We start from the raw sequence: 21,727 nt of genomic DNA, 5'->3' as shown, positions 1-21,727 counted from the left end.
TCACGCCGTCTTCCTTGTCTGTGTGGCTCAAGGTGTTGCGGTTGCAGGTGGCGGTGCGAGCTCCTGACGGATTACACCCTCTTCCGGTGAAACCGGCATGGTGTTCTGCATATCGAACTGCAACTGCTGCGCCTTTTCCTGCTCAGCTTTTTTTCTCGCTTGTTCTGCAAGACGTGCTTTTTCTTCAGCTTCCGCCTTTTCACGCGCAGCTTGTCGCTCGGCAGCGCGAGTGACGTAAAGAGCAGCTTCACGGCGCAGGCGCTGTTTTTCCAGAATATTGGCCTGCAAGGTTTCCACCCGGCGGCGTTCTTTTTCAAAGGCTCGCAGCGATAGATAACCGCTTATTGCCGCCACATCCGTGCTGACCGAAGGCGTAGCAACCGGGCCTGAATAGACTAGACCGACAGATGGCTCGCCGCCCGCCTGTGCTTCCTGTCCCGGATTGAAAGCAACTGTGACATTGCCATCCACTGTCTGCTCAAGCAGATCGAGGTTCAGCGTACCGGTCAGATTGGCCTCGCCAGCCGGCAGGCCGACATTCTGCAGACGCAAGATGCCGTTGTTGATCGTGAACGGCATCACAAGGCTGTCCGCCTTGACTTCACCGTTATAAATCAGAGCGTCAACCAGTGGCTTGGTTTTGGAGGCATCGATCTCGCCGTCAATCTTGTCGGCCTCAGCCAGCAGCGGGGCAAACGCCGCGACATTGATACCACGTATCGTCAGGCCATTGGCGCGGATGTCACCCGAACCACCGGCAGAAACCAGCATGTCATGCACACTGGCACCGGTTGCCTCCGCATTGAAGCTGGCATCGAAACGCCCGGTCGCGACCGGTGCACCGGCAAACTGCCACATATGCGCCTGCGGATCGACGCCGGTCACTTTGATATTCGAACGGAATATGCCGGCCTTTTCACCCGTTGCCATAACCAGTGAACCGGCGACCTTGCCGCCCATCCAGTCACCGCTTATTTCTTCCAGCGACAGGCGACCATTGCTCTGGTTCAGGCGGGTCGAAAATCCCGACACAGATTCCAGAATACCGGTCTGCAGATTACCCGCCTTCAGCATTACTGATGCCTCAAGGCCCGGGAAAGCTGGCAGGGAAACAGCCTCGGCATTCAAGCCACCATGGGTGCTGTCAAACACAGGGCCATAGGTGGTGTCACCAAGCCAGGCCAGATCAACCGTACCAAGCGACAGATCGCCTTCGATCTTGTGCGGCGATGCCAGTTGCATCGTCAAATTACCGGAAACCGGATTGCCGGCCGTCTGCCCGTTGATGCCGGACACCTTGATGGCATCTGGCAGAACCTCAACTCTGGACTTCATTTTCGTGGCCATGCCGCTGCCAATCTGCGGCAATGAAACACCATTCATGATGAGATAGGGTTCGATATCCGCGCTCTCCAGTGAAAAGTCACCGGCGCCCTGCCCGAATTTTTCAGTACCAAGGTTGAAAGCACCAACCATGGTTGCATGGGTTTTTTCGGTCGAGAAACGAATGTCCGTATTGGCGGCATTGCCAAGCGTGCCATTGATCTTGAGCGACACCAGGCCTTCGCCATCCGCATCAAACGGCAGCGGATCGAAACCGACCTGCCCGAACAGAATGGCGGTCGACTGGTTCTTTAACACCGATTCCAGCGAAAATGCCGTATCATCGGTAATCGCCAGAACATCAGGTACCTTGCCCACTGCCGAAATCCGGCTGCCATTGACCGTGCCGGATAATGCGACGCTCATGCCCTCATTTTCGGAACCGATGGAAAGATCGGCTTTGAGATCGGAATTGACGTACCAGCTGGCGCTGTCGAGCATCCTTTGCAAGATAGGATGGCCGGGCAGATGCTTTTGCAGCATCGCAAGGAATGGCTGCGGATCCGCAGCCCGCAGGCTGACGGTTCCCTTACCTGCGTAATTCAGCAGTGAGCCTTCCAGCCGTGCATTGGCATCAAGCTGCGCGCCGGCCACATCACCGGCGGTCAGTTTTTCAACACTTAACACGCCATTATCGACGCTAAAGGCGGTTTCCACCTCATTGGCGGTTACGCCGGATACGTTGAAGCGGTCAGCCTTGAACCTGGCAGCCATCCGGTGCTGGGAAATGGAGCTGTCGCCCTGCTCGCCCATGACAAGGCCGCCAATCGCTTTCAGCGCATCAAGATCAATCTCGTTACCTGCCAGATCAATCGACAGACTTGGCGCCTGACCTTCGGCCGATTCCCGTTCCAGACGGCCCTTCAGCGAGGCATTGCCAATCACCAGTTCAAGGTTTTCCAGCCGCTGCAACTGCGTGGTCAGCGACACCGAAGCGGAAAAGCCCGCAGAGCTCAGCTGTCTGATCGCCGGATCAACCGTACCAGACAGCCAGTTGGCCAGGCCCGACGGCTGGTTGGAGGCCACCAGCAGATCACCATTAAAGGCCGGTCCGCCGGTCAGTGTGAGGGCACCACTAGCCTCAAGCTGCGTGCGTCCGGGCATGATGGCAACCGCATTGACAATCTGCCACCCGGCACCGGCCGGGCGCACATCCAGCTTGATATCGCGAATGGTCGTGTCATCGGCAACAAGTGCCGGCAGGCGAATGGTGGCCTTGCCCGGTACCTGCGGCACTGGAATGCGGGCAATCAGGGCCGCAAAAGCTTCAATGCGCTGGCGAACCGAGACGACGGGGACACGCGCCGTTTTGCCCGTTTGTACCGGCACGGCAAAGCTGTTGACATCGATTTGCTGGCCATCGGCCGTCAGCAGAAATTCTGGCTGCGTTCCGGTATCAAGCGTGGCTTCGCCGGTGATAATGTAAGGATTTCCGGCATCCCCCAACTCCATGCGGTATTCGGGAACACGCACACTTTCGTTGGTCAGCTCAAACTTGCCCTGCGTGCGGGGCGCAGAAAAAATAGACACCTGCTGCGGCTGTTTTTTATCCTTCTCGTCCTGACGGATCTGGAAGGTAAAATTGCCGCTGTAAACAGGCTTACCATCGGTAACCGCAAGACCACCATCGAGATCAACCGCAACGGGATGCTCATCCGGCAGCAGGCGCAGGCGCAAACCGATACGCGCGAGTTTGGCGTCGGGCTCGCCGCTCGACAGTGAAAATGTGCCAGCATGTCCATCAATGGCGCCGCGTCCCTCCACACGCCAGGGACCAGCCAGAGAACGGGCGGACATATCCGCCGTCAGGCCGGTAACCGTGCGATTGCGTCCGGACTGTTCATCGATAAATTCAATCTGGCCGCCTTCGATACTTACCTTTTCCAGCACAACGGTTTTGGCCGGAATATCGGCGCGGCTGCCGCGCATCCAGTCGAGCGTGCCATCCTTTAACAGACGGATTTTTGCCTTCGGCTCTTCAATGCGCATATCAAAGATACGCGCTTCACCAGACATGAACGGCGCGAGTTCAGCATCCATGGAAAAACGCGCGACCTGAATGAGCGGAGATCCATCCGCGTCCATACCAGCGCGCACATCATGCAGCGTAACGGAAGGAAAAGGCAGAAGACGCGCTTCCACAGCACCGTACACCACAACCTTCTTGCCCAGAATACGGCTTGCCTGATCCTCGAAGTCCCTGCGGAAACTGGTCCAGTCGATAAAATACGGCACAAGCAGCGCCGCAAACAGCGCCACTACGAGCAGTCCGCCCAGAAAAACAAGAATGCGTCCGAGCACTGCCCGATATCTCCATAATAACAGAAAGGAAGTTAGTTCTTTTTGAACCAAGGGCAAGACACGTTTTTGATTGTCCCTTTGATTGCCCGTTTTGATTGGTTTGTTGGACTTAACTCATCCGGAACAACTTACCCGGATTAAATATGTTATCGGGATCAAGTGACGACTTGATGGCGCGCATCAAATCCACTGCATCTCCCAATTCTTCCTGCAGGAAGCTGAGTTTACCCTGCCCTATGCCGTGTTCACCCGTGCAGGTGCCATCCATCGACAGCGCCCGGCGATTCAGTCGCGCCACAAACGCCTCTGTCTTGGTTATGCTGTCAGCATCCTTGCCGTCAAACAACACCAGCACGTGGAAATTGCCGTCTCCGGCATGACCGACGATCGGTGCAAGGAAGCCGTTTTCAGCAATGTCCTTTTGTGTTTCCACCACGCAATCGGCAAGACGCGAAATCGGCACGCAGACATCGGTGGACAAGGCATCGAGCTGCGGTGCCAGCGCCCGGCAAGCCCAATAGGCGTCATGGCGAGCCTTCCACAGCTTGGCACGTTCCTGCGCGTCGCCGGTCCACTTGAAATCGGCACTGCCAAACTCTGCGGCAATTTCGGCAAATTGCTGAGACTGCAATGCGGTTGTTTCTTCTGTGCCGTGAAACTCCAGAAACAGTGTCGGCTTTTCTTCGTAGGACAGGCCGGAATAGGCATTGCAGGCGCGGATCTGCACCTCGTCCAGAAGCTCGATACGCGCCACCGGAATGCCCATCTGAATTGTCATGATCACGGCGTCACAGGCAGCCTTGATCGTATCGAAGGAGCAAACGCCACCGGAGATCTTTTCCGGAATACCCTGCAATCTCAGGGTCACGGAGGTCAAAACGCCAAGCGTGCCTTCTGCCCCCACAAACAGCCGGGTCAAATCGTAACCGGCAGAGGATTTGCGCGCCCGTCTTGCGGTGCGGATTTCCTCACCATTCGCTGTCACGGCCGTGACCGACAACACATTGTCCTTCATGGTACCGTAGCGAACGGCATTGGTACCAGAGGCGCGGGTTGAGGCCATGCCGCCAATCGAGGCATTGGCACCGGGATCAATCGGGAAAAACAGGCCAGTGTCACGCAGATATGTATTGAGCTGCTCGCGCGTCACACCCGGTTCAACGGTCACGTCGAGATCTTCAGCATTGACCTTGATGATGCGGTTCATGCGGGTAAAATCAATCGAGATGCCACCGGATGGCGCATTGACCTGCCCTTCCAGCGACGAACCGGTTCCGAAAGGAATGACCGGCACCTTATGCTCCGCGCATGCTTTGACAACAGTCTTTACATCATCGGCATTTTCAACAAACACCACGCCGTCAGGCAGCTGCGTGGTCAGGTATGTCGTGGTGTGGGCGTGCTGTTCGCGGAAGGACTGGCCGGTCTGGAGCTTGTCACCAAGCTGCTGCGCAAGAACTTTCAAGACATTGGCAATGCCCGCCTCGTTTCTGGTTCCCGAAATTACATCCTTCAAAGCCATCGGCGATCTCCACGGCGGCATCGGTTTTCAGAAAAATCGCAACCGATTTTCAAAAGGTCCGATGCTTATTTCAATAGGCTGGAACAATCTCCTTAAAGCATCAGCAACGACGCGAAGTGCTCCAAAATGCACAAGCCGGACTCAACGTTATCACGCGAGCCCGGCTTGGTATGAGACACGATACAATGTTTGTCCAGCACTGGCATCCCGCCAGCACTTTGTTTACCGCAGGTTACTCCGCCGCAAGAAGTTGCTTGTCCTCTTCCAACGCCCGGCGACGAATGGCTGTTTCCAATTCACGGTGCAGACGGATTTCCTCGTCGGCCTGCGGCTTGGCAAAGCGGGCCAACAGCACATAAGACACCGGTGTGATGTACAGTGTCACCAGTGTCGCAAAACCAAGACCACCGACGATAACCCAGCCGAGTGCAATACGGGCTTCCGCGCCAGCGCCCTGCGCCATAACCAGCGGAACACCGCCGAGAATGGTGGCAATCATGGTCATCATGACCGGACGCAGACGAATGGTGCAGGCCTTTTCAATCGCCTCCCGCACCGTTGCGCCCTGGTCACGCAGGTGGTTGGCAAACTCCACAATCAGAATGCCGTTTTTCGCCATGACACCAACCAGCAACACAAGTCCGATCTGACTGTAAACATTGAGGCTGGAGCCGGTCACCAGCAGCGCAATCACGGCGCAGGCAAGACCAAGTGGCACTGTCGACATGATGATGACGGAACTCAGCACACTTTCAAACTGTGCGGCCAACACCAGGAAAATAATGGCAATGGCAAAACCGAAGGTCAGCAACATGCCACTGGAGTTTTCCTGGAGCGTTGCGGCCTCACCCATTGGCAACAGGCGTGCACCCTGCGGCATGATCGATTGCGCCAATTCATTGACCTTGGCGACGGCATCACCCAGCGCCACACCCTCCTTCAAGCTGGCCGTAAAACCGACCGAAGGCAACTGCTGTTCACGGTTAAGCTGGGGTGCGACGGCTGTCTCCTTCAAGGTCGCAATAACCGACATCGGCACCATCCGCCCGTCCTTGGCCTTGAGGAAGATGTTTTCAAGGTCCGTCGGGTCATTGATCGGTCGGGTCGAAGACAACAGACGCACAGGAATGGCGTCGCCATCCACGAACACATCCACGATTGAGCGACCTTCCAGCAGCGACTGCATGGCACGCGCCAGACCGGTGATGTCGATGCCGAGATCGGATGCGCGTTCACGGTCGATCGATACGGAAAGCTGCGCCTGGTTTGGTTCATTGTCGAAACGCGGCGTGTCGAACATGCCGGTTTCGTCCATCGCCAGCAGCAGCTTTTGTGTCGCCTGTGTCAGGGACTGATAGTTGCTGCCAACCATCGCCATGCTGAGACCATTACCTGCACCGCGAATACGCAGACTGTTGGGCTGTTGGGCGGTGGCGCGCAAACCCGGTACCTTCTGTGCAACAGCATTCACATCCTGCGCAATCTGGTTTTGCGTGCGTTCACGTTCTGACCAAGGTGCAAGGGTCATCACGATAAAGCCGGTGTTGGACGAACCATTCATGCCGGTGATCGAATAAATATTACGAATCTCGCCACTGTCGCGCAGCGGTTTCAGCCCCTCTTCCACACGCTGCAATTGGTCACGGGTATATTCAAGGCCGGCACCCTGTGGCGCGGTTACGCGCATGAACAGCGACGAGCGGTCTTCGCGCGGCGTCAACTCGCTCTGAACCAAGCCGAACGCAACCCACGAGGCACCCGCAAAAGCGACAGCCACGATAACGACAATCAGTGGATTGTTGAGGCAGGAAGACAGCGTCCTTTTATAGGTGGAAGCAAAAACCTTCCCAAACCACGCCAGCGGCCCCGTTTGAACCTGCTCGCCCTGTTTCAACATGCGCGAAGCAAGCATCGGGCACAGTGTCAAGGCCACTATGGAGGATAGGCCAACAGCAAAGGCCAGCACGAAACCAAACTCGCGGAACAGGCCACCAAGCTGGCCGGGCAGGAAGGACAGTGGAATGAACACCGCGGCAAGCGTTGCTGTTGTGGCGATAACCGCAAAGAAAACTTCCTGCGTGCCAAGAACGGCAGCGGCACGTGGCCCCATGCCTTCGGCGCGACGACGCACGATGTTTTCAAGCACCACGATCGCATCATCCACCACGAGACCGGTCGCCAGAACGATGGCAAGCAGTGTGAGAATGTTGATCGAAAAACCGATCATGTAGATCGCGACAATCGTTCCGATCAAGGCAACCGGCATGGTGATGGCCGGAATAAGCGTTGCCCGCCAGTCCCGAAGGAACAGGTAAAGCACCACCACAACGATAAGAGCGGAGAGGCCAAGCGCCAGTTGCACTTCGTGCAGCGCGCCTTCAATGAATACCGCGTCATCACTGGTGATGACGATACGTGTGCCCTCGGGCAAGTTGGCCGACATTGCATCTACGGCGGCTTTGACACCAGTGGAAATATTCAGCGTGTTGGACTGTGCCTGACGCACGATACCAAGACCAACGCCTTGAACACCGTTGGAACGCAACGATGTGCTTTCATCGTCCGCACCCAGCATAACGCTGGCAACATCGCGCAGCCGCACCTTGTCCTTGACCATCAGGTTTTCAAATTCGGCTGGTGTCGTGAGATTTGCAGTAGCACGCACGACGATATCCTGCGTGGCGCTTTTAAGCGACCCGGCAGGCACATCAAGTGCAGCCGTTCCAAGGGCTGTCGAGACATCGGTCACCGTCAGACCGCGGCTGGCAAGGGCCGCCTGATCGAGATCAATACGGAAAACCTTATCCTGATCACCCGACAGTTCGACGTCGGCCACACCTTCAACGGCGGCCAGACGGTCAATGATCTCGTCATTCACCAGCTTGGTCAGATCTTCCATGCCAAGCGTCGACGAAGTGACCGCCAGTCGCATGATTGGCTGACTGTCGGAATCCGCCTTGATGATCTGCGGTTCGTCGGCATCGTCAGGCATCTGGTTGGTGACGCGGCCGATGGCGTCGCGAACATCATTGGAAGCAACGGCCAGATCAACCTTGTCGCCGAATTCAAGCGTCACACGGCTGCTGCCGAACTGCGACTGAGAAGAAATAGTCTTCACGCCGCTGACACGGGCCACGGCACCTTCAATGGTCTGCGTGACTTCCTGGTCAATGGTTTGTGGTGAGGCACCGTCATAGGTGGTGCGCACAGTGATAACCGGACGATCGACGTCAGGCAACTCACGTACATCAACGCCCACCAGTGCCGCCAGACCGGCGACGACCAGAAGCGTATTGATAACGGCTGCAAGAATGGGGCGCCGAACGAAAAGCGCGGTGAAGGCGAGTTTGGAATCCTGGCCGCCTGGAGGCGTCTGGGTGGTCATTGATCCGCTCACTGACTTGCTACCTCCGGTGCTCTCGGCTGATTATTTGTACGCACTGTTCCGCCCTCGCGAACGCGCTGCAATCCTTCTGTAACAAGCGGATCGCCTTCGCTAAGTTCCGCCTTCACCAGAACGGAATCCGGGTTGCGTTGGACGATCTGGACGCGAACCTTGCTGGATTTGTTATCCACCACACGCCAGACATAAGAGCCTTCCGCATCCCACTGCACAGCCAACGGATCGACGGATGGATAGTTTTCACCAGAGAAGCGCATGGTCACCGAGAAGGACATGCCTGCTCTCAGATCGTCATTGGCATTGTTGAAGACGGCGCGAACCCGAATGGTTCTGCTAGCTTCATCCACGCGGTTATCAATGGCTTCAACTTCACCTTTGAAAACCTCACCCGGGCGGGAGATCGAAGTTGCCTCCACAGGCATGCCCAATTTTATCGCGGTGGCGAACCGTTCTGGCGCCCAGAAATTCACCAGAATTTTCGAACGATCATCAAGGCCGACAATGCTGGTTTGCGTCGTGGCGTTGTCACCAATATTGATCGCCACAATACCGGCGATACCTTCAATCGGCGCTACGATATTACGGCGTTTGAAATTGAGTTCGGCAGTGCTGAGCGCCAGCTTGGCGGCTTCCTCAGCAATCTGCGCATCCAGCACATCCAGACGGGAAACGGATTTCAGATTGCTGTAGGAGGTGGATTTTTCAACCGCACTTTTTAGAGAAACCTGCGCCTTTTCGCGCTCGATGATTTGCTCATCATCATCAAGCCGTGCCAGCACGTCGCCCTTTTTGACCTTCTGGCCAGATGCCACGAGAATTTCGGAAATAAGCCCGGATGCCTGTGGTGTGACCACAACCGACTGGATGGCCTCACCATTACCAATGGCATTCATGCGGTCATTGATGGTGCCGGTCTTGACCGGTGCGATGGATACCAGCGTTGCATTGCCGCCCTGACGACCCTGGCCGTTTCCACCGCCCTGACCTTGCGCACCGCCTTGGCCTTGTGAACCACCATTGCCCGTCGCACTGGCTGCCGTTTCCGCAGCTGGCTTTTCGGCCGACAAAATCCCGGCCTTGGCCAGGATATTGCGCCCGTCAGACGTATTGAGTGCCCACAGACAGACACCTGCGCCCACGACAGCCAGACTGACACCAACCTGCTTCCAAGCCTTCATGCAATTCTCCGAATGATATGCTTCGGGGGCCAGCATGATAACGCTGCACACACCCCTCTGTGATTTGCTCCAGTATCTTTGCTGGATTTGAACAACGCAATGCACAAAACCGTTTGTTACGTAATTGTAATTTGCGTCATTTTTTGAATTGAACCCATCAAATAAGTTCAATTTACAATAGTGTCATGTTCACTATTGTGACTGTTGTAAAACATGCCTTTTTTGATTTCCGCATTCATTTCAAAACCTGCACGGGAGACGTACAACATGTGCAATGCCTGCGTAATAAACGATATTAAGGACCGCATGCTTTCAAGACGCAGCCTGTTCAAGGCCGCAGCAGCGGGGACGGTAACGGCTGCTGCCGCTACATTCGGAAGCGCACCGGTCGCCATGGCGCAAGCCGCCAGCAGCGTGACCGACATGACCCATGAACTGCATGAGGATTTCCCGACTTTCTTCGGCGAGCAGCAGTTTTTCAAGGACCAGAAATTCAATTACGCCGAACACAAGTTCAATCTGTTTGAACTGCGGGTCAACGAACACACCGGCACCCATGTAGACGCACCCCTGCACTTCTCGGAAAACGGCACATCGGTTGCCGAAATCCCGGTTGGCAATCTGGTGGTGCCGCTCGCTGTTATCGACATCCGCGAAAAGGCAGCATCCAATCCAGATGCGGAAGTCACGCCCGATGACATCAAGGCGTGGATTTCCAAAAACGGCGACCTGCCGGAAAATGCCTGCGTCGCAATGTTGTCCGGCTGGCAGCAGCATCTGGGCACAGACAAGTTTCGCAATGCCGATGGCGAAGGCAAGATGCACTTCCCCGGCTTCCACGTAGAGGCGGCCAAATACCTGCTGGAAGAAAGCAAGGCGGCAGGCATTGCCGTCGACACCCTGTCGCTCGACTTCGGCAAGTCGCCGGATTTTGCCACCCATTACGCCTGGTTGCCGGAAAACCGCTGGGGTCTGGAAGGCATCGCCAATCTGGACAAGGTTCCGGTCAAGGGCGCAACACTTGTCGTCGGCGCACCGAAACACCGGGGTGGTACCGGTGGGCCCGCCCGAGTTTTCACACTCGCATAATTCGGCAACCTGCTGACCGAACACGGAGGAAACATCGATGAGCACCGTCTCCAAAACACAAGATCCGGAAACCAATCCGCGTGTGAAGGCGGTGTTCGACGATATCCGGGCGACGCGAAAGTCCGACTTCATCAACAATATGTGGCTTTACCTCGCCTTTGATGCCGACCTGTTGGAAAGGACATGGGGCGAGGTAAAGGCTGTCATGGCAACGCCTTCAGCGCTTGATCCCTTGACCAAGGAGCTGCTCTATATTGCCGTGTCCGTCACCAATGGCTGCTCATATTGTGCCCATTCCCACACCGCTGCCGCCAAGTCGAAGGGCATGACGGATGAACAACATGCCGATCTTGTCAGGGTGATTTCGCTTGCGGCCAAAACCAACCAGCTGGCAACCGCGCTGCAAGTTCCAGTCGACACGGTTTTTGACGCCGATCAGAAAAGCTGACCCTCAAAATGCACCGATACAGGTGCTTTGACGGCTGAAACGGGAATAAAAGCAGAACATGCTTCTGGCCTTTCAGCCCCGAATCACTACATTGGGCCGCATGAGCAACAATTTTGATGATATCCCGTTCTTCGATGAAGAACCGGCAGAGCCACGCAAGCCAGCACCAGCGCCACAACAGGGCAGCGGTCTTGGCATTGCAGCCCGCGCCATGGCAGCGCGTGATCGGGCGCGTCCCGCCCCCGATTATCTCTCTGGCCTGAACGCAGAACAGCGCGAAGCAGTGGAAACACTGGAAGGCCCGGTTCTGGTGCTGGCCGGTGCAGGCACCGGCAAAACTCGCGTGCTGACCACACGTATTGCTCATATTCTGGAAACCAAGCGCGCCTTTCCAAGCCAGATCCTGGCGGTGACCTTTACCAACAAGGCCGCACGCGAAATGAAGGAACGTATTGGCGTTCTGGTTGGCGGCGCCGTTGAAGGCATGCCGTGGCTCGGCACGTTCCACTCCATCGGTGTGAAGCTGTTGCGCCGTCACGCTGAACTGGTCGACCTGCGGTCGGATTTCACCATTCTCGACACCGACGACGTTGTGCGACTGATCAAGCAGCTCATTCAGGCCGAAGGCCTGGATGACAAGCGCTGGCCCGCCAAGCAGTTTGCCGGCATGATCGACAACTGGAAAAACAAGGGGCTAACTCCGAAAGACATTCCGGAGGGTGACGCGCGCGCCTTTGCCAATGGCAAGGGTCGTGAGCTCTACACCGCCTATCAGGCCCGGTTGAAGACGCTCAATGCCTGCGACTTCGGTGACCTGCTGCTGCATCCGATCAGCATGTTCCGTCGCAACCCGGATATCCTCAAGGAATATCACCAGAAGTTCCGTTACATCTTGGTCGATGAGTATCAGGACACCAACACCGCCCAATATATGTGGCTGCGGCTTTTGGCGCAGCGCCCCAAGGGTGAAGTGCAAAACGTCTGCTGCGTGGGTGATGACGATCAGTCCATCTATGGCTGGCGCGGTGCCGAGGTCGATAACATCCTGCGTTTCGACAAGGATTTTCCCGGCGCAAAGGTCATCAAGCTGGAGCGCAACTACCGTTCCACCGAACACATTCTCGGCGCTGCCGGTCATCTGATTTCACACAATGAAGGCCGGCTTGGCAAAACGCTGTTTACCGACCGCGTTGATCCCGATGACGAAAAGGTCATTGTGCACGCCGCCTGGGATTCCGAAGAAGAAGCCCGCGCAGTTGGCGAAGAAATCGAACAGTTGCAGCGCCAGAGCCATAATCTCAACGATATGGCGATCCTTGTGCGCGCCTCATTCCAGATGCGTGAGTTTGAAGATCGCTTCGTGACGCTGGGGCTGAACTACCGCGTTATCGGCGGCCCGCGCTTCTATGAACGTCTCGAAATTCGCGATGCCATGGCCTATTTCCGTCTCGTCTGCCAACCGGCTGACGATCTGGCCTTTGAGCGCATCGTCAACACACCGAAGCGTGGACTTGGTGACACCACCATCCGCAACCTGCATGACTATGCACGTGCCCGCGATATTCCGATGTTGGCGGCTGCCGCCGATATTATCGAAACGGATGAATTGAAACCAAAGGCCCGCAAGGCGCTGTTCGATGTGATTCAATCTTTCAGAAACTGGCAGCAACGGCTTGAAACCACGTCACATATCGAACTGGCCGAGCAGATTCTGGAAGAGTCCGGCTATACCGACATGTGGAAGGCCGACAAGTCGGCTGAAGCGCCGGGCCGTCTCGACAACCTGAAGGAACTGATGCGCTCGATGGAAGCCTTCGAGAGCATGCGCGGTTTCCTCGAGCACGTCGCACTTGTCATGGACGCCGAGCAGAACGAAAACCTCGATGCCGTCTCGATCATGACGCTGCACTCCGCCAAGGGTTTGGAATTCGACACCGTGTTCCTGCCCGGCTGGGAAGAAGGGCTGTTTCCGCATCAGCGCGCACTGGATGAAGGTGGACGCTCCGGTCTCGAAGAAGAACGCCGTCTTGCCTATGTCGGCCTCACCCGCGCCAAGCGCCGCTGCCACATCTGGTTCGTATCCAACCGCCGTATTCACGGCCTGTGGCAATCGACCATGCCGTCGCGCTTCCTTGAGGAGCTACCGGCAAGCCATGTCGATGTGGCCGCCTCCGACAATAATTACGGCGGATATGGTGGACGCGGCGGTTACGGCCAATCCCGCTTCGACAAGGCCGATCCCTTCGCCAATGATTATTCGACCCCTGGCTGGAAACGTGCGCAGGCCAATCGGTCTGACGCGACGCGCGACAACTGGGGCAGTCGGTCTGGCCACGCTGTGGAACGTATCGGTTATGGCGAAAGCGGCCCGAAAGCCCGCACCATCGATGGGGAACTGGTTGCCAAATCCGTATCCGACACACCGTCGCGTTTTAATGTGGGCGATCGCGTGTTCCACATGAAGTTCGGAAACGGCAACATTACCACCATTGAAGGCAACAAGTTGACCATCGACTTTGATCGCGCCGGCCAGAAACGGGTGCTGGATGGATTTGTTGAGAAGGTCTGAGGTGTCGCAAATTGACGTCTCTGGCGCCAGCCCTAGCTCACCTCACCCGGTGTAAAACCAAAGATGTAGATGGCAGCGATAACGACTGCGATTGCAAAAATGAAAGCCACAAAGGTAATCATTCGGTGGAGTGGTTTGCGTGTTGTCTGTTTCATGGACAGGAAACGGCCCAGCTGTAAATTCCGTTCCCAACAAAATCGGATGCAGTCGTCGCCCACCACCCATTCACGTAATTTGATTCCGTATCAAAGAGATATCGGCTAAAGCTGAATCAGATTTTCAGCATTTGGCCTCCCATGACACAAACGACAAGCTCTCCTCGCCTCAACCCGTTGCATCTGGCGGCCGCCTTCGGCAGCGGCTGTCTCTTGACCCTGATGGTGCATTTCAACGGCATGTTGGCCCATTACGGCAACGCCATGTTCTCCTCATGGACCGCCCATGGCACCGGCACAGTCGCCGCCCTGATCTATCTTGCCATTCTCTACAAGAAACCCAAGTCGGGTGAGATTGCCAAACCCAAGGCGCCGCTCTGGGCCTATCTCGGTGGCGTCGTGGGTGCCGCCATCGTCATGCTGACCTCAAGCGCCGTCAACTCACCGCTCGCACTGTCGGGCACCATCGCACTTGGACTGGGTGGACAGGTCATCTTCAGCCTCGCAGCCGACCTCTGGGGTTTCTTTGGCCTGCCACGTCGCCGACCGGATGCGCGGGACCTCTGCGCCGTTGCCCTGATCCTCGGCGGCAGCGCCCTTATCATTCTGGTTGGGAGAGCGGCATGATCCTGTGGATTTCCATGGCCTTCGCAGGCGGCGTCTTCGTCGCTCTAAGCCGCCAGATCAACGGCCGTCTCAGCCTGTCAAACTCGCCGCTGATTGCTTCGTTCTGGAACCATATTGTCGGTTTTGTCGTGCTGACGCTGCTCGGCCTCGCAATTGGCGGCCTGCTGCCTGAAGGTGTGGCTGACGCGCCCTGGTACGCCTTTATCGGCGGACCGATCGGTGTGGTGTTCATTGCCTCGGGAAGCTGGCTCATTCCGCGCATTGGTGCGGTCAACACCGCACTTCTGGTCATCAGCGGTCAGATGGTATCGGGTGTGGTGCTGGATCTGTTCAGCAATCAGCCGCCAAAGATCTGGGCCAGTGCCCTTGGCGTACTGCTTATTCTCGCAGGAATGGCGCTCACCCAGCGCCGTTCCAAATAAGCTTCTTAAAACGGCCTGTCAGCCTTTTCTGGAAAACAGGCTGGCCAGTGTCTTTGTGGTTCCCTTGTTTTCCTTGTCGGCAAACACCGGTTTCGATTCCAGGCGAGAAACCACAACAATGCGATTAACGTCACCACGTTTGAAGGCCGCCAGGAACTTCGGATATTCCTTGAACACCACGCAACCGTTGGATTCGCCGCGTCTGGCCAGCATGTAGGTATGCGCCAACAGGCCGTTGCGGCCGTGCGGGTTGACGCCGCTTTCCGGTGTCAGACGAAGCGCTTCCACACCGTGGAACAGCGCTTCGCGCATGGTCAGCTTGTAGGACGATGGCGGGGTAGATCCCTTCATCTTCACATGCACATATTTCGGATTGTCGCGCATCGAACCGAGGCCGGAATGAGCCTCCAGCTTGTCGCCATTGGGCATGTGCACCGTCGCGGTCTCGATTTCATAGACAGCAGTTCTGGCACCCATGGCAGACGGGCGGGACGCGACGCTTGGAAGGGTTGGTTTTTCCGGGCGCAGCATTGCAACTTCTTTTTCCACTGCTTCCGTGCCGGTTTTCGGCTGGGCAGCAGGTGAGATTTTTGCAATCTGTGGACGGAACGACGGCAGCGGAATGCTGTCAGGCATATCCTGCGCCGTCTCAGGTGCCGCTTCCGGCGCTGATCCATTCAAAATAAGATCGAAACGGCGGCTGGCAGACGCATTGGCATCCGGCTTCACCTCGACAAGCGCCGAGAGCGAGCTTGAGCTTGGTTTCATCGGTGCAGCACTGGCCAGAAGCGTTGCCTCACGGAACGCCTTGTCCATTTTCACCTTCGCCAGCCGAAGCTCGGTGCGTTTATGTGCAGCCTTGATGCCTTCAGAGGTCAAACTCGCCATGCGGATCTGGTCTTCTGACGGTTTTCCAAGGCGGGAAAATTTGTTGATGCGCACATCATGGCTTCCCGAAGGCAGCGAAACGGGCACATGTGCGGAAATGGCTATCTGCGGTTTGTTAGCGTGCGAAGGCGTCAGAGAAGCGTGCACACTCTGCATCGTGGAGACAGTAAATCCCATCCAGACGGCAACAGTAATGACAACACCGGACACAATGGTGACCGGACTTATCATCTTGTTTTTTCTGGTAGAACGAACTTTACGGCCCGACGATACGGGTTCGCCAAAGGTGTGCACCTTAGTCGCCATGGTACTCATTACCTAACACGTTACTCTGCTCCCGGACACGCAGATAAAAACCGGGCACTCTGCACCGGCCTGCCAAACAGGAAGCGCCGATCACATAAAACAATGGCAAATTATGGTAACCAAACCCTTTACGTCGAAGATTCATTCTTCGATTATTTTTGGATTAGAACTCGCCATTCATTCCAACCTGCACGCCGACAGAGCCACCGGGCGCATAACCGAGCGATCCATTCACTACTAGCGGGTAGTCAACATCCAGCATATGCGCCACGGCAAAGCTGGTGGCAAACTCACCGCTATAGGTCGCAACATTGGTTGCCCATGAAGTTTTTCCAGGTGCTGATGGTGTTGGTGCGCCCGTCATCGCCATGGCCGCAGCAATCCCCTTATTCGCATCCTTACGGTTGCGATCGACCGTCGTCTTAAGCCTGGATATGTCACTGTTAAGGCCAGTAATATCAAAATCCGTGGTGGCGAGATTGCCGTTGGCATCCGCCGTCACCAGTTTGACCGGACCGACCTGCGCCGCACGGCTGGCGGCCGACCCTATGCCCGTCATGGTATAGGTGTTGGATGCGGTGCCCAGCACCACCTGCCCTTGCCGCAGCGCCGTGGCACCTGCCCCGATAGCCACACTGTTGCTGAAACCAGCACTCGAACCGGCGCCAAGCGCGATACCCGCCTGACCGCCAACAACCGCATCACGACCAATCGCAATGCCATCCGTTGCTGTCACCGTGCTGCGCAGACCAAATGCCAGCGCATTGGCGGCCGCCGCAGTTGTGGTGGCGCCATTGCCGATGGCAAGCGAATTGGCTTCGGCAGCTGACGCTGCAGCATTGGCCGTGCTGCCAAGACCGGTAATCTGGCCGCCGCCGATCGACACGCCGGCATTGGTATCGATAGTGACATTACTGGCGCTGAGGCCGCAATCGGTCGTGCTGACGACGTTCCCATCCTTATCTAGAATGGACACACCAATGGTCTGGCCATTCAGCACACCGACAATATCCGTGTCTATGATGCCGGCCAGCAACGACAGCAGCGGATCGACCACATTGGTGGCGATTGGCTCAAGCGCTGGCAGATCGACGCTCAGCCCCGAGCAGACATTGACCAATGGTACAGCCTGCGCCGACGCAATCCTCGCACAGGCAAGTGTCGATACGCTGGACGCCAGCGATAACACCAAAACAATTCTGACAGATTTCATGCGGCCTTCCTAACATGCTGTATGTACGCGATATTTAAATTAGCCATAGTTAATACAGTGGATGCTTTAATTTATTCTTTCTAATATGTGATTTTTCGCAGATCCCAAATGCGCAGAGGCCAAATACCGACGGGCAAGTCGGTTGCATCTTGATTGCGCACCGGAAGCAGCGTACCCAAACGCTATCGTCCCGCAGGAGGAGCCTACCATGAAAGCGTTGTTGCTGATCGACATCCAGAACGGGTTTTGCCCAGGCGGTAATCTGCCGGTTGCAGAAGGTGACAGGATTGTCCCCATCGCCAATGCACTCATTGAAAATGGCGGTTATGACCTGATCGTCGCGTCACAGGACTGGCACCCGGAAAATCACGGCAGCTTTGCTTCCCAGCACGCCGGAAAAGAACCCTTCGACATGGGTGAGCTGTCCGGCAAACCACAGGTCATGTGGCCGGACCATTGTGTACAGGGTACGTTCGACGCACAATTCCATCCAGATTTGAACACCGACAGTTTCGACTATGTGCAACAAAAGGGTGAGAACCCGGCTGTCGACAGCTATTCTGCCTTTCGGGACAACGATCAGGCAGCCGTCACCGGCCTTGCCGATTATCTGACCCGACAAGGTGTGACATGCCTCGACATTTGCGGGTTGGCCACCGATTATTGCGTCAACTTTTCCGTACAGGATGCGGTGGATATGCTGCCTGGCGTCAAGGTGCGTTTCATTGAGGACGCCAGCCGCGGCATTGATCCAGAAGGCGTCAAGGCAGCCATTACCGCCATGCGCGCCAAGGGTGCTGACATCATCACCAGCAAGGATATTCTGGCCGCCTGAGGCGACGCTTTATCCTATTACTTAGGAACGGTCTTTTCCAGAATATCGATATCGGACGCAGCGTCTTCCATACGCCGCGTCACGGCGGTCAGCGCATCATTCAGCCCGCGATTGTAAAAACGTGGGCCCAGCTCCGCAGACAGAAAGTCCAGCAACATTTCCCCCTGAAGCCCGCTGATCTCACAATCCAGCTCTTCATTCAGATGTTTGCGGATACGGCTGACGAGATCGGTTTTCTCCTGTCTGCTAAACTCGATAATACTCAATGTAGCGTCCTTCCCGACTCTCGACTTCAGCGGTTTCGATACCAAAAATGGCGCACCGCAGGCAATGCTTCACAAAATTCAATTTATCGATCAAAGCAATTGCATTGCATCAGCAGGATCACCGCTCTAGAGCGTTGCCAGACTAAATTGATCTGCTCCGGTCATTTGCACCGAACCATCCGACACATATCCGGTTTAGTCAGGAAACGCGCCTGCAGCGCGCAAGGAGAATACCCATCAATGGCACACGCAGACTTCAAAACTGGCCTCAAGGGCGGTTTTCTCATCGCATTGTCGGCGGCACCCTTCGGCTTGCTGTTTGGCGCCGTGGCGGTGGACAACGGCCTGACCATGTTCGAAGCGGTGCTGATGAGCGCAACTCTCTATGCCGGCGCCAGCCAGCTGGTGGGGATTGAACTGTTTGGACAAAAGATCGAGGCCTGGCTGGTCATCCTGTCGATCTTTGCCGTCAACTTTCGGCACATTCTTTATTCCGCTGCCATGGTGCGTCCCCTCGCCCACTGGTCGCTCGGTCGCAAGCTGATTGCCTTCTTTTTCCTGGTCGATCCACAATTTGCCGAATCTGTCCGCCGCAATGAAAACGGTGAAAAGATTTCATTCTCCTGGTATATGGGTTTTGCCCTTGCCATCTATTTCCCATGGCTGATCACCACCGTTCTCGGCGTGATGTTCGGAAAGCTGATCGGTGATCCACGCGCACTCGGATTTGATGTGCTGTTACCGATCTATTTTATGGGCATGGTGCTCGGCTTCCGCAAAAGACAGAATTTCTATCCCGTCATGCTCGCAAGTGGCATCGGCGCCATCGTCGCTTTCCATGTGGTCGGCTCACCCTGGCACGTCAGCCTCGGTGCCTTTGCCGGTATTCTGGTGGCTGTGCTGCTGCCTCCGGCACCGAGCCACATAAAGAATATTGAAGAAGCCGGGGAGCAGAGCCTGTGAGCGATCTTTTCAACACCTATACGCTCTGGCTTATCATCGCTGGTGCAATCGCCACCTATATGACGCGCATTGGCGGTTATCTTCTGATGACCCGCATGAAATCCATTCCGCCACGTGTCGAGGCCGGATTGAATGCGGTACCGGTCGCGGTTTTGACAACTCTGGTCACGCCCACCTTTTTTGACGGTGGTTACGAGGTCAAGGCCGGCATGATCGTCGCCATGATCGTTGGTTTGCGCTTTCCCGGTCTTACCATGCTGTTTGCCGGATGGTTACTTGTCGTTACCACCCGGCATTTTGTCGGTTAAGGCCTAATGCCTCAAACTGCGGCAGTGGCCTGATCAAGCCATGCCAGAACTGCCTCGTCGCTCAATAGCGGCGAGATTTTTCCCCGGACATTGGCGTGGTAGGCATTCAGCCAGTCACGCTCCTCCGCCGTCAGCAGCTCTGCCACCACCAGACGGCGATCAATCGGGCACCATGTCAGCGTCTCAAAAGCAAACATCGGCAGATCACCGCCCTCAATCTGTTCCGGCTCCGTCACATAGATCAGGTTCTCGATACGAATGCCAAACTGACCAGGACGATAATATCCCGGCTCATTGGACAGGATCATGCCTGGCAGAAACTCTTGTGTGGCAAGACGGGCAATGCGCTGCGGCCCCTCATGCACAGAGAGATAAGAGCCCACGCCGTGGCCTGTACCATGTCCGTAATCGACACCGGCTTTCCAAAGGGCAATACGCGCCAACGGATCGAGATCGCAGCCGCGGGTTCCCTTGGGGAAGCGCGCCGCGCTGATGCCAATCATGCCTTTCAGAACAAGCGTGAAGAACTTCTTCTGCTCAAAGGGCACATCACCAATTGCAACCGTGCGCGTAATGTCTGTTGTACCATTCACATATTGAGCGCCGGAATCGACAAGGAACATTTCGCCAGCATTCAACATGCGGTCAGTTGGCGTCGTAACGCGGTAGTGAATGATCGCCGCATGCTCACCGGCACCGGAAATAGTGTCGAAGGAAATATCCTTGAGCGGGTTCTGCATGCGCGACCCGACATGAGACCGAGTACGCTCCAGCATTTTGACCGCTTCGATTTCGCTGACACTGCCCGGCTTGGCATTGTCCAGCCAATAGAGAAACTCCACCATGGCTGCGCCATCCTGTAGATGGGCGGCAACACTGCCGTTCAGCTCTGCTGTATTTTTGCAGGCACGTGGCAGCTTGGCAGGATCAACAACCTCAACCAACTCACCACCGGCAAGCGTAATGGCATTTCGCAGGGCAACCGGCGCAAGATCGGCGTCAACGGCAATCCGTGCACCGTCCTTGGCGTGCCGGCGCAGACGTGCCTCAATTTCGGATGGCGCCAGCTGCACGGCCAGCTGCGCCAGATAGGCCTCTACTTCGATGCCGGTCTTGCGCTTGTCGAGAAAGATTTCGGCCGTGCCATCGGCAAAAACCAATGCGCGTGCCAAAGGATGCGGCGTGTGCGGCACGTCATTGCCGCGGATGTTGAAAATCCACGCCACGGAAGACGGCTCACCGATCAGCACAGCCTGCAGGTTTGCAGCGGTCAGATCCTGAGCAATGGTGGCAATCTTTTCACGCGCCAGAACGCCGGCATGCATTTCCGTCTGGATGGTAACAGCACCGAGAGGTTCGGACGGGCGGTCTTTCCACACGGCATCGAGCGGATTGTGCTGCAGGAGAACGATCTCACCACCAGCATCTTTTAGCGAAGCCTCAAGTCGGCGCAGTTCAGCACCGGTATGCAGCCATGGATCAAGACCCAACCGGAAACCCTTCGGGGCATTTTTCTTCAGCCAGATTGGCGGCGGGGCATTGACCAGATCGCCACCGGTGAAGACATCACCATCCACCTGCTCAACCAGTTGCGTGGTGTAGCGTCCGTCCACAAACACGATAGCTTGGGTGCGGGTTACCAGAATGACGCCTGCCGAACCGGTGAAACCGCTGAGCCACGACATGCGCTCGGCCGAGGCCGGTACATATTCGCCTTGATAGTCATCCGCGCGCGGCACCAGAAAACCGTCGATACCAAGAGCATCAAACGAAGCCCTCAAGGCCTCAACCCGCTCACGGCCAAATTGCGGGGCGGAAGTGGTTTCGAACGACTGAAACATGAACTGCTTT

The 21,727-nt window shown here is 56.2% G+C and carries 16 protein-coding genes; 8 read left to right on the top strand and 8 right to left on the bottom strand.

All coding sequences use genetic code 11. From position 1 onward, the window contains the following. Positions 1-27: 27 nt before the first annotated feature. The 4 genes from M2418_RS03655 to M2418_RS03640 form a co-directional block, all read right to left on the bottom strand. The gene (locus M2418_RS03655; protein ID WP_259144369.1) at positions 28-3,684 is read right to left on the bottom strand and encodes an AsmA-like C-terminal region-containing protein; all 3,657 of its coding nucleotides are present in this window, start codon (positions 3,682-3,684) and stop codon (positions 28-30) included. Positions 3,685-3,793: 109 nt separating this feature from the next. Next, the gene (locus tag M2418_RS03650; RefSeq protein ID WP_259144367.1) at positions 3,794-5,206 is read right to left on the bottom strand and encodes an FAD-binding oxidoreductase; all 1,413 of its coding nucleotides are present in this window, start codon (positions 5,204-5,206) and stop codon (positions 3,794-3,796) included. A gap of 232 nt (positions 5,207-5,438) precedes the next feature. Next, positions 5,439-8,591 (bottom strand): efflux RND transporter permease subunit, encoded by a 3,153-nt coding sequence (locus M2418_RS03645; protein WP_259144365.1) that lies wholly within the window; start codon positions 8,589-8,591, stop codon positions 5,439-5,441. 8 nt (positions 8,592-8,599) lie between these two features. Then, entirely contained in the window at positions 8,600-9,787 is a 1,188-nt protein-coding gene (locus M2418_RS03640; protein ID WP_259144364.1) for an efflux RND transporter periplasmic adaptor subunit, read from the bottom strand. 267 nt (positions 9,788-10,054) lie between these two features. Between M2418_RS03640 and M2418_RS03635 the strand changes: the two genes are divergently transcribed. From M2418_RS03635 to M2418_RS03615, 5 genes are all read left to right on the top strand, one after another. Further along, a complete protein-coding gene (locus M2418_RS03635; protein WP_250981848.1) occupies positions 10,055-10,876 on the top strand; it encodes a cyclase family protein in 822 nt (273 codons plus the stop codon). 37 nt (positions 10,877-10,913) lie between these two features. Beyond that, on the top strand, positions 10,914-11,324 hold the full coding sequence (locus M2418_RS03630; protein WP_259144353.1) for a carboxymuconolactone decarboxylase family protein: 411 nt from the start codon (positions 10,914-10,916) through the stop codon (positions 11,322-11,324). A 100-nt stretch (positions 11,325-11,424) separates the two neighbouring features. Next, the gene (locus M2418_RS03625; protein WP_259144350.1) at positions 11,425-13,893 is read left to right on the top strand and encodes an ATP-dependent helicase; all 2,469 of its coding nucleotides are present in this window, start codon (positions 11,425-11,427) and stop codon (positions 13,891-13,893) included. 296 nt (positions 13,894-14,189) lie between these two features. Beyond that, positions 14,190-14,675 (top strand): DMT family transporter, encoded by a 486-nt coding sequence (locus tag M2418_RS03620; RefSeq protein ID WP_259144349.1) that lies wholly within the window; start codon positions 14,190-14,192, stop codon positions 14,673-14,675. Continuing rightward, entirely contained in the window at positions 14,672-15,097 is a 426-nt protein-coding gene (locus M2418_RS03615; protein ID WP_259144346.1) for a DMT family transporter, read from the top strand. The genes M2418_RS03620 and M2418_RS03615 overlap by 4 nt, the downstream gene beginning before the upstream one ends. 18 nt (positions 15,098-15,115) lie before the next feature. On the opposite strand, the gene M2418_RS03610 is transcribed toward M2418_RS03615, so the two are convergent. Together M2418_RS03610 and M2418_RS03605 are read right to left on the bottom strand one after the other, a co-directional pair. After that, positions 15,116-16,291: a DUF2778 domain-containing protein gene (locus M2418_RS03610; protein ID WP_259144344.1), complete on the bottom strand. Its 1,176-nt coding sequence runs from the start codon at positions 16,289-16,291 to the stop codon at positions 15,116-15,118. Positions 16,292-16,454: 163 nt separating this feature from the next. Beyond that, the gene (locus M2418_RS03605) at positions 16,455-17,504 is read right to left on the bottom strand and encodes a hypothetical protein (protein ID WP_259144342.1); all 1,050 of its coding nucleotides are present in this window, start codon (positions 17,502-17,504) and stop codon (positions 16,455-16,457) included. Positions 17,505-17,712: 208 nt separating this feature from the next. Here M2418_RS03605 and pncA point away from each other — a divergent pair, with 208 nt between their 5' ends. After that, a complete protein-coding gene (gene pncA / locus M2418_RS03600) occupies positions 17,713-18,339 on the top strand; it encodes a bifunctional nicotinamidase/pyrazinamidase (protein WP_259144340.1) in 627 nt (208 codons plus the stop codon). 17 nt (positions 18,340-18,356) lie between these two features. On the opposite strand, the gene M2418_RS03595 is transcribed toward pncA, so the two are convergent. Beyond that, positions 18,357-18,605, bottom strand: a complete 249-nt coding sequence (locus tag M2418_RS03595) for a DUF2164 domain-containing protein (RefSeq protein WP_259144326.1) — start codon at positions 18,603-18,605, stop codon at positions 18,357-18,359. A gap of 240 nt (positions 18,606-18,845) precedes the next feature. Here M2418_RS03595 and M2418_RS03590 point away from each other — a divergent pair, with 240 nt between their 5' ends. Together M2418_RS03590 and M2418_RS03585 are read left to right on the top strand one after the other, a co-directional pair. Further along, positions 18,846-19,568 carry an AzlC family ABC transporter permease gene (locus M2418_RS03590; RefSeq protein WP_259144324.1) on the top strand — a complete coding sequence of 241 codons (723 nt, stop codon included), beginning with the start codon at positions 18,846-18,848 and terminating at the stop codon, positions 19,566-19,568. Continuing rightward, entirely contained in the window at positions 19,565-19,876 is a 312-nt protein-coding gene (locus M2418_RS03585; protein WP_250981858.1) for an AzlD family protein, read from the top strand. The genes M2418_RS03590 and M2418_RS03585 overlap by 4 nt, the downstream gene beginning before the upstream one ends. A gap of 11 nt (positions 19,877-19,887) precedes the next feature. On the opposite strand, the gene M2418_RS03580 is transcribed toward M2418_RS03585, so the two are convergent. Next, complete coding sequence (locus M2418_RS03580) at positions 19,888-21,717, bottom strand: aminopeptidase P family protein (RefSeq protein WP_259144322.1); 1,830 nt, start codon at positions 21,715-21,717, stop codon at positions 19,888-19,890. Positions 21,718-21,727: the final 10 nt, after the last annotated feature.

This window comes from Rhizobium sp. BIGb0125 (assembly GCF_024810055.1).
Taxonomy (GTDB): domain Bacteria; phylum Pseudomonadota; class Alphaproteobacteria; order Rhizobiales; family Rhizobiaceae; genus Agrobacterium.
Note: the sequence above shows the minus strand (reverse complement) of the source record. Positions and strands in the feature narration are given on the sequence as shown.